The sequence below is a fragment of the Pseudomonas spartinae genome (assembly GCF_965197125.1).
GTDB lineage: Bacteria > Pseudomonadota > Gammaproteobacteria > Pseudomonadales > Pseudomonadaceae > Aquipseudomonas > Aquipseudomonas composti_A.
Genome location: NZ_CBDAMB010000001.1, coordinates 144,769 through 158,085, shown reverse-complemented (window position 1 = coordinate 158,085; position 13,317 = coordinate 144,769). Strand labels below are relative to the sequence as shown.

Genomic DNA, 13,317 nt, shown 5'->3' with positions numbered 1-13,317 from the left:
TATTGCCCCTCAGCGACCCTGCATGGCCTTTATCGCCCTCGGTATCAACCACAAGACCGCCTCGGTAGAGGTGCGCGAGCGCGTTGCTTTCACTCCGGAGCAACTGGTCGAGGCCCTGCAGCAGCTGTGTCGGCTGACGCCCAGCCGTGAGGCGGCGATCCTCTCTACCTGCAACCGCAGCGAGCTGTACTTGGAGCAGGATCAGCTGAGCAGCGATGAAGTGCTGCAGTGGCTGGCCAACTACCATCGCCTGAGCATCGACGAACTGCGCGCCTGTGCCTACGTGCACAGTGATGACGACGCGGTGCGCCACATGATGCGGGTGGCCTGTGGGCTGGACTCGATGGTCCTCGGCGAGCCGCAGATTCTCGGTCAGCTCAAGTCCGCCTATGCCGTGGCGCGTGAGGCCGGCACCGTGGGGCCGCTGCTCGGGCGTCTGTTCCAGGCCACCTTCAGCACCGCCAAGACCGTGCGCACCGATACCGCCATCGGCGAGAACCCGGTGTCCGTGGCCTTCGCCGCGGTGAGCCTGGCCAAGCAGATCTTCGCTGACCTGCACCGCAGTCAGGCGCTGCTGATCGGCGCCGGCGAAACCATCAGCCTGGTGGCGCGCCATCTGCATGACCAGGGCATCAAGCGCATCGTCGTCGCCAACCGAACGCTGGAGCGCGCCAGCCAGTTGGCCGAGCAGTTCGGCGCGCATGCCGTGCTGCTCTCGGACATTCCCGATGAGTTGGTGCACAGCGACATCGTCATCAGCTCCACCGCCAGCCAGCTGCCGATTCTCGGCAAGGGCGCGGTGGAAAGTGCGCTGAAAAAGCGCAAGCACAAGCCGATCTTCATGGTCGACATCGCCGTGCCGCGCGATATCGAGCCGCAGGTGGGCGAGCTGGATGACGTTTACCTCTATACCGTCGATGACCTGCATGAGGTCATCGAGGAAAACCTCAAGAGCCGCCAGGGCGCGGCGCAGGCCGCCGAAGAGCTGGTGGCCGCCGGCACCGATGGCTTCATGCAGCGCCTGCGCGAACTGGCAGCGGTCGATGTGCTCAAGGCCTACCGTCAGCAGGCCGAGCGCCTGCGTGACGAGGAACTGGCCAAGGCGCAGCGCATGCTGGCCAATGGCAGCAACCCGGATGACGTACTGGCGCAACTGGCGCGGGGCCTGACCAACAAGCTGCTGCATGCACCCAGTGTGCGCATGAAGAAACTCACTGCCGAGGGGCGCGTCGACGCGCTCAGCCTGGCCCAGGAATTGTTCGCCCTCGACGAGAGCGCGCCGCAGGACAAAGGTCTGCAATGAAAGCTTCACTGTTGAACAAGCTGGACAACCTCAGCGACCGCTTCGAGGAATTGACGGCGCTGCTCGGCGATGCCGAGGTGATTTCCAAGCAGACGCAGTTCCGCGCCTACTCCAAGGAGTACGCCGAGATCGAACCGGTGATCGCCACCTTCCGCGAGCTGCGCAAGGTGCAGAGCGACCTCGAAGGTGCCCAGGCGCTGCTCAAGGACAGCGACCCGGATATGCGCGAGATGGCCGAGATGGAGGTGGACCAGGCCAAGGAAGCGCTGGTCGGTCTGGAGGACAGGCTGCAACGCATGCTGCTGCCCAAGGACCCCAACGACGGGCGCAACGTCTACCTGGAGATTCGTGCCGGCACCGGCGGCGATGAGGCGGCGATTTTCTCAGGCGACCTGTTCCGCATGTATTCGCGTTATGCCGAGAAGCAGGGCTGGCGCGTCGAGGTGCTGTCGGCCAATGAGGGCGAACACGGCGGCTTCAAGGAAGTGATCGCCCGCGTCGAAGGCGACAACGTCTTCGCCAAGCTCAAGTTCGAGTCTGGCGCGCATCGTGTGCAGCGCGTGCCGGAAACCGAATCCCAGGGGCGCATTCACACCTCGGCCTGCACCGTGGCGGTGTTGCCGGAGCCGGACGAGCAGGCAGCCATCGAGATCAACCCGGCCGACCTGCGTGTGGACACCTACCGCAGCTCCGGCGCCGGTGGTCAGCACGTCAACACCACCGACTCGGCGATCCGCATCACCCACATTCCTACCGGCACGGTAGTGGAGTGCCAGGAAGAACGCTCGCAGCACAAGAACCGCGCCAAGGCCATGGCCTGGCTGGCGGCCAAGCTGCAGGACCAGCAGGAGGCAGCCGCGCACAAGGAAATTTCCGAGACGCGCAAGCTGCTGGTGGGCTCCGGCGACCGCTCCGAGCGCATCCGCACCTACAACTTCCCGCAAGGCCGGGTGACCGATCACCGCATCAACCTGACTCTGTATTCGCTCAACGAAGTGATCGCTGGCGGCGTGGAAGCGGTGATCGAACCGCTGCTGGCCGAGTACCAGGCCGATCAGTTGGCGGCGCTGGGGGACTAACAGCGCTGTCGGGGGGATGACGCTTTTTTCATCCACCCTCCCGTTGGTGGAGCGATGCAGCATGATCCACCCTACGCCGCTCAAGAACCGTAGCCCGGATGCAATCCGGGGACCGATTTCCCGGATTGCATCCGGGCTACGAGAACACCATGGCCACCATCGAAACCCTGCTCAACAGCGCTGACCTGCCCGACTCGCCCACGCCGCGATTGGATGCGGAGCTGCTGCTGGCCGCTGCGCTGGGCAAGCCGCGCAGCTACCTGCGTACCTGGCCGGAGCGCGAGCTCGATGGCGAGCAACTGGCCCTGTTCCAGACGAATCTGCAACGCCGCCGCCAAGGCGAGCCGGTGGCCTATATCCTCGGCCATCAGGGCTTCTGGAGCCTGGATCTTGAGGTGGCGCCGCATACCCTGATCCCGCGTCCGGACACCGAGCTGCTGGTGGAAGCCGCGCTTGACTTGCTGCCGGCTACGCCGCTTGCCGCGCTGGATCTGGGCACCGGGACTGGCGCCATTGCCCTGGCCCTGGCCTGCGAGCGTCCGGCCTGGCAGGTGACGGGTGTGGACCGTGTCGAGGAGGCGGTGGCCCTGGCCGAGCGCAATCGCCAGCGCCTGAAGCTGGACAACGCGCGCTTCGTGCACAGCCACTGGTTTTCCGCCCTGGCCGGGCAGCGCTATGGCCTGATCCTGAGCAATCCGCCTTATATTCGCGCCGACGACCAGCACCTCGATCAGGGGGATGTGCGTTTCGAGCCGAGCAGCGCCCTGGTCGCCGGCCGCGACGGGCTGGACGATATTCGTGCGATCATCCGGGCCGCGCCGCAGCATCTGCTGGCCGGCGGCTGGTTGTTGCTGGAGCATGGCTTTGACCAGGCCGAGGATGTGCGCAGCTTGCTACGCGACGGCGGTTTCGCCGAGGTCGCGAGCCGGCGTGACCTGGGCGGCCACGAGCGCATCAGTTTGGGACGTTTCGACCGTGAGTGATCAGATGCTGAGCGATGATGAACTGCTGCGTTACAGCCGGCAGATCCTGTTGAAACAGATCGATGTAGAAGGGCAGCTGCGCCTGAAACAGGGCCGCGTGCTGATCGTCGGCGTGGGCGGACTGGGTTCGCCCGTGGCGCTGTACCTGGCGGCGGCCGGTGTCGGCGAGTTGCACCTGGCCGACTTCGATACGGTGGATCTGACCAACCTGCAGCGGCAGATCGCTCACGACACCGCCAGCATCGGCCAGGCCAAGGTGGATTCGGCCATGGCGCGTCTGGCGGCGATCAACCCGCAGGTCAGGTTGGTGCCACACCGCCAGGCGCTGGACGCCGATTCGCTGGCTGCCGCTGTCGCTGGCGTCGACCTGGTGCTGGACTGCTCGGACAATTTCTCCACCCGTGAAGCGGTCAACGCGGCTTGCGTTGCGGCGGGCAAACCGCTGGTTTCCGGTGCGGCGATCCGTCTGGAAGGGCAGCTCTCGGTATTCGATCCGCGCAATGCGGCCAGCCCCTGCTACCACTGCCTCTATGGCCATGGCAGCGAGGCCGAGCTGACCTGCAGCGAGGCCGGCGTGGTCGGCCCGCTGGTGGGGCTGGTGGGCAGCCTGCAGGCGCTGGAGGCGCTCAAGCTGCTGGCGGGATTCGGCGAGCCGCTGGTGGGGCGCCTGCTGTTGATCGACGCACTGGGCACGCGTTTTCGCGAGTTGCGGGTCAAGCGCGACCCGGCCTGCGGTGTTTGTGGCGATGCCCAGTAACGCGCCGGTTGGCGTTTTCGACTCGGGCGTCGGTGGTCTGTCGGTACTGCGCGAGATTCGCCAGCTGCTACCGAGCGAGACACTGCTCTACGTGGCGGACAGCGGCCACGTGCCCTACGGCGAGAAAACCCCGGAATACATTCGCGAGCGCTGCGTGCTGATCACCGAGCACCTGCTGGCGCAGGGCGCCAAGGCATTGGTGCTGGCCTGCAATACCGCGACCGCAGCAGCCGCTGCCGAGTTGCGCGAGCTTTACCCGAGCCTGCCCATCGTCGGCATGGAGCCTGCGGTCAAACCGGCAGCCGCGGCGACCCGCAGTGGCGTGGTTGGCGTGCTGGCGACCACCGGCACGCTCAAGAGCGCCAGGTTCGCCGCGCTGCTCGATCGCTTCGCCAATGATGTGCGGGTGATCACCCAGCCCTGTCCGGGGCTGGTGGAGTGCATCGAGGCCGGCGAGCTGCAGGCGGCGGCGACGCGTGAGCTGCTGCAGGGTTACGTCACGCCACTGTTGGCCGAGGGTTGTGACACGCTGATTCTCGGTTGCACCCACTATCCCTTTCTGCGTCCATTGCTGGGGCAGTTGGTGCCCGCTTCGGTGACCCTCATCGACACCGGCGCGGCCGTGGCGCGTCAGTTGCAGCGCCTGCTCGCACAGCACGACCTGCTGGCCACTGAGACGGCACAGCCGACGCGCTACTGGAGCAGTGGGGAGGTGGCGCAACTTCGTCGAGTATTGCCGATTTTGTTGAATGAAGAGGCCGAAGTTCTTTCTTTATATTGAATTTTTTTCGGATTGCTCTTTCCCAGATAGCGGGTGTTTCTATATTTTGTAACGAGCTTGATAACCCTCTCGCTATTAAAGGAATGACTCATGAAGAAGCTATGCGCCTTCGCTGCAGCAGCTGCCCTTGCGTTTGGAACCATGGGGGCTGCACAGGCTGCGGATGTAACCGCAGCTATTGGTCAGAGTGGCGACTCCACCATGGTTTACCGTCTGGGGGCGCAGTGGGACTGGAACCACAGCTGGCTCGAGAGCAGCTATGGTCGTCTGACCGGCTACTGGGACCTGGGCTACACCTACTGGGATGGCGACAAAACGGCGAGCAATCACAGCGTTTCCTTCGCGCCGGTATTCGTTTACGAGTTCGCCGGGCAGAACGTGCGCCCTTACATCGAAGCCGGTATCGGTGTCGCGGCTTTCTCCAGCACCGAGCTGGAGAGCAACGAACTGGGCTCATCTTTCCAGTTCGAAGATCGCCTCGGCGTAGGCCTGCGCTTCGCGGGTCAGGAGATCGGCCTGCGTGCCGTCCACTACTCCAACGCCGGCATCAAGCAGCCGAACGATGGCGCAGAGGCCTACACCGTGCATTACCGCATGAGCTTTTAAATGAAGAGACCGGGCCAGCCCCGGTCTTTTTCATTGTGCCTCGGGCCTGCGCTTGGCTAGCGATAGGCCTGGGCGATGCCGCGACGCTCTTCCAGGCACTCGCTGGCGCCCAGCTCGAATTCCCGGCAGATCATCGGGCGCACCTCGTAGATGGTGCAGCGCATGCTGTCGCGGTCCAGTGCAGCGCACCAGTTGTCGTCCAGGCGACGCATCACTTCACTGCCCCACTGGTCGGTATCGATGAAGCGTTGCGGCACGCCTTCATCGCCGAACAGCATCACTTCCAGCTGGCAGCAGCAGGCCGCGCAAGTGCTGCAACTGACCTCGGGTTCGGTTGGCAGTTGAGTATGGGGGATGGTCTGGCTCATGGTGCGGCAGTGTACGCCATGCAGGACCGGCGCGGGGTTTGCGCTGACAGGCGTGCGCGCACTAAGCCGCTTGGCGGCTACGCAGGCGTTGTTCGTACTGCGCGCGGTACAGCTTGGCGAACCCGTGCAAGACCGGCATGACCACGGCCCAGACCAGCGCCAGAAGCGCCAGGGTCTGCCAGGTGCCGAGCGGCAGGCTGACGCCGGCGATCTTGGCGCCAGCGTAGTACGACAGCGGTGCGCTCAGCGCCCCCAGCAGGCTGGCGCGCCACCAGGGGCGTGCGGTCCAGGCCAGGCAATGATTGAGGGTGCTGGCCAGCAGCAGCCAGAGCAAGGCCAGCCACAGCGGGATCAGCTGGCGCTCCTCGCCGAAATCGAACACTCCGAGGTTGAGCAGAAAGCTGTCCAGCGCGCTACCGGCGAGAAACACGCTGAGCAGCAGCTTGCCTTCGGCAGCCCAACTGCTAACCCAGAGCAGATGCACAGCGATGATCGCCGCCACCAGCAGCAGCCAGGGGCTGTCGCCTGCGAAGACGCAGACCAGCCAGCCGAGCTGGAACAGGATGGCATTGGCGATCAGCTTAGGCATTGAGGTTTCCTAATAGTGGGGCAGGACGAGCGCCTGGCTTGGCCAGCAGCAGTTGTGCGGTGCCAATGGTGCGTTCGAGGAAGCCGCCTTCGCAATAGCAGAGGTAGAACTCCCACAGGCGATAGAAGTAATCGTCGTACCCCAGCTGTTCGAGGCGCTGCCTAGCCTGGCGCAGGTTGTCGTGCCACAGGCGCAGGGTGCGCGCGTAGTGCAGGCCGAAATCCTCCATGTGATGCAGGTTGAGGTCGGTATGCCGGGTCACGACCTCGAGCATCTTGTGCACCGACGGCAGGGCGCCACCGGGGAAGATGTAGCGCTGGATGAAGTCCACCGACTGGCAGGCCTGCTCGTAGCGCTGGTCACGAATGGTGATGGCTTGCAGCAGCATCAGGCCGTCAGGCTTGAGCAGCCGTGCGCACTGCTCGAAGTAGGTGGGCAGGAAGCGGTGGCCGACCGCCTCGATCATCTCGATGGACACCAGCTTGTCGTACTGGCCTTCGAGATCGCGGTAGTCCTCCAGCAGCAGGGTGACGCGACTCTCCAGGCCCAGTTCGCGAATGCGCCGCTGGGTGTGGTCATATTGCTCGCGTGACAGGGTGGTGGTGGTCACCCGGCAGCCGTAGTGAGTCGCGGCATAGATGGCCATGCTGCCCCAGCCGGTGCCGATTTCCAGCAAATGATCGGTTGGCTGCAGCGCGAGCTTCTGGCAGATGCGTTCGAGCTTGTTCAGTTGCGCCTGTTCCAGGCTGTCGTCCTCGCCCACGAACATGGCCGCCGAATACATCATGGTCGGGTCGAGGAACTGTTCGAACAGGTCGTTGCCCAGGTCGTAGTGCGCGGCGATGTTGCGTCGCGAGCCTTGCCGGGTGTTGCGGTTGAGCCAGTGCAGGCCCTGGATCAGTGGGCGGCCCACACGCGCCAGGCCGCCCTCCATGGCATCGAGCACATCGAGGTTGGCGACGAAGATGCGAATCACCGCAGTCAGATCCGGCGTGCTCCAGTAACCATGGATATAAGCCTCGCCGGAGCCGATCGAACCGTTGCCGGCGACCAGGCCCCACACGGCCGGGTCGTGCACCGTGATCTCGGCGCGCAGGCGGGCCTGCGGCTGGCCAAAGTGCAGGCTTTCGCCGGCTTCATGGACAACCAGCAGGCCATGGCGCAGGTTCTGCAGCTGACGCAGTACGGCGCGGCGCAACAGGCCGGCGCCAATGCCATTGCCACTGCGTACCAGGTTTCTGGTGGAGGTCAGGCTAGAGCTTTTCATGGGGCATGTCCTTCACTTGCGTGCGGGCGACACGGAAGCTGCCTTCCGCTGGCTTGTGGTCGAAAATCGGGATGCGTTTGAACAGCAGGCGCATGGCCTGCCAGTAGATGGCGGCAAGGGTCTTGCCGGTCATCCAGGGGAAACTCAGCAGATAGCGGTGCAGGCTGCTGCGGTCGAGCGCTTCACGGCGCAGACTGAGGCTGGCGTCGAAGACCTTGGTGTCGCCTTGCCAGTCGGCCATGTGCAGACCAAGACGCTCGCCGACGGCGCTGAAACTCATGCGGTATTGCAGCTCGCGCGGCAGAAAGGGCGAGACATGGAAGGCCTTGTTCACGCTGGCCTGCTGGCGGCCTTCGCCATCGGCCGGCAGCACATAGTGATAGCGTTCGCGCCATGGCGTATTGCTGACTTCACAGAGGATCGCCACCAGCCGCTGGTCGGCGTCATGGCAGTAGAAGATGCTCACCGGATTGAACGCCAGCCCCCAACTGCGCGGCTGGGTCAGCACGCAGATGCGACCTTGCGGACGTGTGCCCAGTGCTTCCTCCACGCGATTGCGCACGGCCTCATGCAGCGCCACGCCCTGGCGGGTGGCTTCGGGCAGGTAATCGGTCTCGCGAAAGGCGAACGGCGCGAAGCGGCCGGAGCCGGCCAGCTTGGACAAGGCGAACAGCTGGGCCTGTTCGCTCAGGTCGAGATACAGCAGGCCCATGCGATAGCGAAAGGCATGGGCGCGCGGGGCGAAGCGGCGATGCTGCACCCAGCCGCTGTACAGGGCGCTGTGCATCAGAGTGTCTCACCGAAGGCGCGTGCCACGCGCAGCGCGCTGACCACGCCATCTTCATGAAAGCCATTGGCCCAGTAGGCGCCACAGTAATAGGTGTGCTGGGCGCCGAGCAGTTCTTCCCAGCGCGCCTGCGCCGCCGTGCCGGCCAGGCTGTACTGCGGGTGAGCGTACTGGAAGCGCGCGAGGATCTTGCTCGGCTCGATGGCGGCGGTCTGGTTGAGGCTGACGCAGAAGGTGGTATCGCTGTCGATGCCCTGCAGGATGTTCATGTCATAGGTCACGGCAGCCATCTGTTCACGCGGCCCACCCAGGCGATAGTTCCAGCTGGCCCAGGCCAGCTTGCGCTTGGGCAGCAGGCGCGTATCGGTATGCAGCACCACGTCGTTGTTGGCGTAGGGCAGGGCGCCAAGGATGTCCTGTTCCGCTGCGCTGGCTTGCTCAAGCAGGGCCAGGGCCTGGTCGCTGTGGCAGGCGAAGATCACCTTGTCGAAGCGCTCGCTGCCGGCAGCGCTGTACAGGGTGACGCCGTCCTGATCGCGCACCACGCGGCTGACCGGGCAGTTGAGGCGGATGCGCTCGGCGAAACTGGCGGTCAGCGGCGCCACGTAGCTGCGTGAGCCGCCTTCGATCACCTGCCAGGTCGGGCGGTCGCTGACCGAGAGCAGGCCGTGGTTCTTGCAGAAGCGCACGAAGAATTGCAGCGGGAAGCCGAGCATGTCGGCCAGCGACATCGACCAGATGGCCGAGCCCATCGGCACGATGTAGTGCTCGATGAAGCGGCGGCCATAACCGTTGCTGTCGAGGTACTGGCCGAGCGTGGTGTCGGCGCCGATGCGGTGGTTGGCCAGGTCGTCCTGCGACTGGCGGTTGAAGCGCAGGATATCGCGCAGCATACCCCAGAACGCTGGCGACAGCAGGTTGCTGCGCTGGGCGAACAGGGTGTTGAGGTCGTGGCCGTTGTATTCCACGCCGGTGGCCGGGTCGCTGACCGAGAAGCTCATCTCGGTGGGCTTGAAGGCGACGCCGACCTGCTCCAGCAGACGGATGAAGTTGGGGTAGGTCCAGTCGTTGAAGACGATGAAACCGGTGTCGACAGCATAGCTGCGGCCCTCGACTTCAACGTCGACGGTGTGGGTGTGGCCGCCGATCCAGTCGCTGGCCTCGAACACCTGGATGTCGTGCTGACGGTTGAGCAGGTAGGCACAGGTCAGGCCGGCGATGCCGCTGCCGACGATGGCGATTTTCATGTGTTGTCCTCGTTACGCGCCAGACGGCGACCTATGGCCAGTTGCAGGCTGCTCGGCAGGCTGCCGAGCAGTTTCAGAATGGCGATGAAGGGAGTGGGGAAGGCGATCTCGTGCGGGCGCTTGTCCAGGCGTTCGGCGATATGCCGCGCGGCGCGTTCCACGGGCCAGCGCATGGGCATGGGAAAGTCGTTCTTCTGCGTCAGTGGGGTGTCGACGAAACCCGGGCTGATCAGGGTGACGTCGATCCCTTCGGCGGCCAGGTCGATGCGCAGGCTTTGCAGCAGATAGCGCATGGCCGCCTTGGAGGCGCCGTAGGCTTCGGAGCGCGGCAATGGCAGGAAGGTGACCGAACTGCCGACGCCGACCAGGTGCGGGCGATTGCCCTGGCGCAGCAGGGGCAGGGCGACCTCGATGCAGTAGCTGGCGGCGAACAGGTTGGTGCTGACCACGCGTTCGATCATCGCCGCCTCGAACTGGCGCACTTCGATGTATTCGCAGGTGCCGGCGTTGAGGATCACGCAATCGAGCGCGCCCCACTGGCGAGCGATGCGTTCGCCGATGGCGCGTACCTGCTCGGCGTCGGTCAGGTCGCCCGGCACCACCAGTACCTGCTCGCCGTAGCGTGTGGCGAGGTCCTCAAGCGGGCCACTGCTGCGGGCACTGACGGCCACTTGGTGGCCGGCTTGCAGCAATTGTTCGGCCAGTGCGGCACCGATGCCGCTGCTGGCGCCGGTAAGCCAGATACGTTTCATGCCAGCCTCCGTTTCAGCCAGGCGATTACGCCGCCCAGTACCGGCAAGTGTTCATAGAGCAATGCGCCGGCGTCGAAGTAGTCGCGGTGCTGATAGACGCGGTCACGCCAGCGCAGGTGCGAGCAGCCCTCGACGGCGATTTCCTCGCCGCCACGCAGGCGCGGGTGGCGATAGCGCATGGTCCAGCGCAGATAGCCCTCGCCTTCCGCGACCTCATCGAAACCGTGGAACTCGAAGTGCAGCGTCTCGACATTGGCGTACAGCTCGGCGAAATAGCGCCGCACTGCGCTCAGCCCGTGCACCTCATGCAGCGGATCGCGAAACAGCACGTCGTCGCTGTACAGCTCACCCAGCAGGTCGAGGTTGTCCTTGTTCAGTGCGGTGAAACGCTCGGCGAAGGTTTCCAGGAAGCTGCTCATGCCGGAACCTCCCGCGCAGACAGGTTCTTGAACGCGTCCAAGGCGCGCTGGCGCGAGCGTGACAGGTCGACGATCGGGCGCGGATAGGCGGTGGGCGCGAATAGTCCGCCGAGCGCCGACGGATCATGGATGTCGCGCTTGTTCAGTCCGGCCAGTTCCGGCAACCACTGGCGAATGAACTGGCCATCGGGGTCGAACTTCTGCGACTGGCTGATCGGGTTGAAGATGCGGAAGTAGGGTGCGGCATCGGTGCCGGTGGAGGCGCTCCACTGCCAGCCGCCGTTGTTCGCTGCGAGGTCGCCGTCGATCAGATGGCGCATGAAGAAACGCTCACCCTCACGCCAGTCGATCAGCAGGTTCTTGGTTAGGAACATGGCCACGACCATGCGCAGGCGGTTGTGCATCCAGCCGGTTTCCAGCAGCTGGCGCATCGCCGCATCGATGATCGGCAGGCCGGTGCGGCCTTCCTGCCAGGCGGCCAGCTCCTCCGGTGCGTGGCGCCACGGCAGCGCCTCGGTCTCCAAGCGGAAGGCGCGGTGCCGCGAGACACGCGGGTAGCCAACCAGAATGTGCTTGTAGAACTCGCGCCAGAGCAGCTCGTTGATCCAGGTGACGGCGCCTGGGTTGCCGCTGTCGAACTCGCCCTGATTGGCCGCCAGGGCTGCGTGCAGGCACTGGCGTGGAGAGACCGCGCCAGCGGCCAGGTAAGCCGACAGCTGGCTGGTGCCGGGCTTGGCCGGATAGTCGCGTTCGTCCTTGTAGAAGGCCACCTGTTCGTCGGCGAAGCACTCCAGGCGCTGCTGGGCCACGCGTTCTCCGGCTGGCCAGAGCAGGCGCAGGCTGGCGCTGGGGGGGGCGAAACCTTCGACGCTACCCGGGATGGCGTCGCTGTCGATGGCCAGGGGCGCCTGCGCCTTGGGTGCTGGTATCAGCGCCGGCAGGGCGGTGTGCAGGCGCTCGTAGCACACCTTGCGGAACTGGCTGTAGACCTGGAAGTAGCCGCCGGAGCGGGTCAGCACGCTGCCCGGCTTGAACAACAACTGATCGAGGTGGCTGTGCCAGGCAATATCCTGCTGGCCGAGGTACGCGGCGACCTGCTGATCGCGCAGGCTCTCGTTGCTGCCGTATTCCTCGTTGACGTGCACGGCGCAGATGTCGTGTGCATGGCAGACCTCGGCGATCTGCGCCGGCACCTCGCTCCAGTCGTCACAGTGGCGCACCAGCAGCGGTACGTTGAGCGCGGCCAGGGCCTTGCTCAGTTCGACCAGGTTGCGCAGCCAGAAGTCCACCTTGCTCGGGGCGTCGTCGTGACGCTGCCACTGGCCTGGTGTGACGAGATACAGGGCGACGGTCGCACCACTGCTCATGGCCCGGCTCAGGGCGCTGTTGTCCTGGGTACGCAGATCGCTGCGGAACCACATCAGTTGCTGCATGGGGTTACCTCTTTGGCGCCAATCAGGCCGTGGCGGAGCAGCCAGGCATGGGCGGCGAGCGGGTCGCAGGCCGACTCCAGGCCGGTCAGCGCATCGCGGTGAATGTGGGCGGCAGGGCCAGCGATCAGCAGGGGCACTGGGCACAGTTCGGCCAGGCGCGGCAGGTGGCGGCGCAGCAGGGTGCCGTCCAGTGCTTCTTCGGCGTACAGCAGCACTGCGCGCGGGGCGATGAATTCCAGCGCCGTCAGCAGTTCGTTGGGTGGCAGCGGCCAGTCGAAGACTTCCACCGGGCAGTCGCTGGCGCTGGCCAGCCAGGCGCACAGCCACAGGCCCGGCTCCATCGGCGCCTCGCCGAGGTTCATCAGCAGCAGCGGCGCGCCACCGACCTGGCGATTGCAGTGGTAGAGACGGGTGGCCAGCTTGCTGCGCAGCCAGGACAGGAAGAACACCTGCTCGGCGCGTGCGCCGAACTGGCCTTGCCAGCGTTGCCGCAGGTCGCCCAGGAGCGGCCAGAACAGTTGCTCGGCCAGGGTGCTGGCGGGGTAGAGCGCCAGGGCCGAGTTGAAGCGGTCGTCGAGGCGTCGTTCGTTGAGCTGGATGATGCAGGCGAGCAGTTCGTTGCGCTGGCGCGACCAGTTGTCGGTGCTGGTGGTCTGGGGCACCTGACCGTGGTCGAGCAGCGCCTTGACCTGGCCGACGGCGACGCCGCGCGCCAGCCAGGCGAGGATGGCGTTGATGCGTTCGAGGTTGGCCGGCGAATAGAGGCGGTGCCCCTTGGGCGTGCGGTACGGCACGATCAGCCCATAGCGGCGCTCCCAGGCGCGCAGGGTCACGGCGTTGATGCCGGTGCTGCGCGCCACCTCGCGAATCGGCAGGTAGCCTTCTTCGAGTGCCTGGCGGTAGTCGTGGCCGACTTCTTCGTCGGCGATGGTTTCGCGGCTCATGG

General features: G+C 65.2%; 15 protein-coding genes. 6 read left to right on the top strand and 9 right to left on the bottom strand.

Going from position 1 to position 13,317, the window contains the following annotated elements; translation table 11 throughout:
• Positions 1 to 22: 22 nt before the first annotated feature.
• From hemA to ACN8M7_RS00715, 6 genes are all read left to right on the top strand, one after another.
• Positions 23 to 1,303, top strand: a complete 1,281-nt coding sequence (gene hemA, locus ACN8M7_RS00740) for a glutamyl-tRNA reductase (RefSeq protein WP_061242099.1) — start codon at positions 23 to 25, stop codon at positions 1,301 to 1,303.
• Positions 1,300 to 2,382, top strand: coding sequence for a peptide chain release factor 1 (prfA, locus tag ACN8M7_RS00735; RefSeq protein WP_490259449.1), 1,083 nt, complete (start codon positions 1,300 to 1,302; stop codon positions 2,380 to 2,382). The genes hemA and prfA overlap by 4 nt, the downstream gene beginning before the upstream one ends.
• 149 nt (positions 2,383 to 2,531) lie before the next feature.
• A complete protein-coding gene (gene prmC, locus ACN8M7_RS00730; protein WP_490259448.1) occupies positions 2,532 to 3,365 on the top strand; it encodes a peptide chain release factor N(5)-glutamine methyltransferase in 834 nt (277 codons plus the stop codon).
• Between the two features lie 4 nt (positions 3,366 to 3,369).
• Entirely contained in the window at positions 3,370 to 4,122 is a 753-nt protein-coding gene (locus ACN8M7_RS00725) for a molybdopterin-synthase adenylyltransferase MoeB (RefSeq protein WP_490259814.1), read from the top strand.
• Complete coding sequence (gene murI, locus ACN8M7_RS00720; protein ID WP_490259447.1) at positions 4,112 to 4,903, top strand: glutamate racemase; 792 nt, start codon at positions 4,112 to 4,114, stop codon at positions 4,901 to 4,903. The genes ACN8M7_RS00725 and murI overlap by 11 nt, the downstream gene beginning before the upstream one ends.
• Before the next feature lie 90 nt (positions 4,904 to 4,993).
• Positions 4,994 to 5,509: an acyloxyacyl hydrolase gene (locus ACN8M7_RS00715; RefSeq protein ID WP_490259446.1), complete on the top strand. Its 516-nt coding sequence runs from the start codon at positions 4,994 to 4,996 to the stop codon at positions 5,507 to 5,509.
• A gap of 56 nt (positions 5,510 to 5,565) precedes the next feature.
• Here the strand turns inward: ACN8M7_RS00715 and ACN8M7_RS00710 are convergent, their stop codons facing one another.
• The 9 genes from ACN8M7_RS00710 to ACN8M7_RS00670 all read right to left on the bottom strand — a co-directional run bounded on the left by ACN8M7_RS00710 (position 5,566) and on the right by ACN8M7_RS00670 (position 13,315).
• On the bottom strand, positions 5,566 to 5,877 hold the full coding sequence (locus ACN8M7_RS00710) for a YkgJ family cysteine cluster protein (protein ID WP_061242086.1): 312 nt from the start codon (positions 5,875 to 5,877) through the stop codon (positions 5,566 to 5,568).
• 61 nt (positions 5,878 to 5,938) lie between these two features.
• On the bottom strand, positions 5,939 to 6,466 hold the full coding sequence (locus ACN8M7_RS00705; RefSeq protein WP_490259445.1) for a DUF2878 domain-containing protein: 528 nt from the start codon (positions 6,464 to 6,466) through the stop codon (positions 5,939 to 5,941).
• On the bottom strand, positions 6,459 to 7,733 hold the full coding sequence (locus ACN8M7_RS00700) for a class I SAM-dependent methyltransferase (RefSeq protein ID WP_490259444.1): 1,275 nt from the start codon (positions 7,731 to 7,733) through the stop codon (positions 6,459 to 6,461). Before ACN8M7_RS00700 ends, ACN8M7_RS00705 begins: the two co-directional genes overlap by 8 nt.
• On the bottom strand, positions 7,720 to 8,520 hold the full coding sequence (locus tag ACN8M7_RS00695) for a DUF1365 domain-containing protein (RefSeq protein ID WP_490259443.1): 801 nt from the start codon (positions 8,518 to 8,520) through the stop codon (positions 7,720 to 7,722). Before ACN8M7_RS00695 ends, ACN8M7_RS00700 begins: the two co-directional genes overlap by 14 nt.
• Complete coding sequence (locus tag ACN8M7_RS00690; RefSeq protein WP_490259442.1) at positions 8,520 to 9,767, bottom strand: NAD(P)/FAD-dependent oxidoreductase; 1,248 nt, start codon at positions 9,765 to 9,767, stop codon at positions 8,520 to 8,522. The genes ACN8M7_RS00695 and ACN8M7_RS00690 overlap by 1 nt, the downstream gene beginning before the upstream one ends.
• Positions 9,764 to 10,519, bottom strand: a complete 756-nt coding sequence (locus ACN8M7_RS00685; RefSeq protein ID WP_490259441.1) for an SDR family NAD(P)-dependent oxidoreductase — start codon at positions 10,517 to 10,519, stop codon at positions 9,764 to 9,766. The genes ACN8M7_RS00690 and ACN8M7_RS00685 overlap by 4 nt, the downstream gene beginning before the upstream one ends.
• On the bottom strand, positions 10,516 to 10,938 hold the full coding sequence (locus ACN8M7_RS00680) for a nuclear transport factor 2 family protein (protein WP_061242074.1): 423 nt from the start codon (positions 10,936 to 10,938) through the stop codon (positions 10,516 to 10,518). Before ACN8M7_RS00680 ends, ACN8M7_RS00685 begins: the two co-directional genes overlap by 4 nt.
• The gene (gene phrB / locus ACN8M7_RS00675; RefSeq protein WP_490259440.1) at positions 10,935 to 12,371 is read right to left on the bottom strand and encodes a deoxyribodipyrimidine photo-lyase; all 1,437 of its coding nucleotides are present in this window, start codon (positions 12,369 to 12,371) and stop codon (positions 10,935 to 10,937) included. The genes ACN8M7_RS00680 and phrB overlap by 4 nt, the downstream gene beginning before the upstream one ends.
• A complete protein-coding gene (locus ACN8M7_RS00670) occupies positions 12,359 to 13,315 on the bottom strand; it encodes a MerR family transcriptional regulator (RefSeq protein ID WP_490259439.1) in 957 nt (318 codons plus the stop codon). Before ACN8M7_RS00670 ends, phrB begins: the two co-directional genes overlap by 13 nt.
• Positions 13,316 to 13,317: the final 2 nt, after the last annotated feature.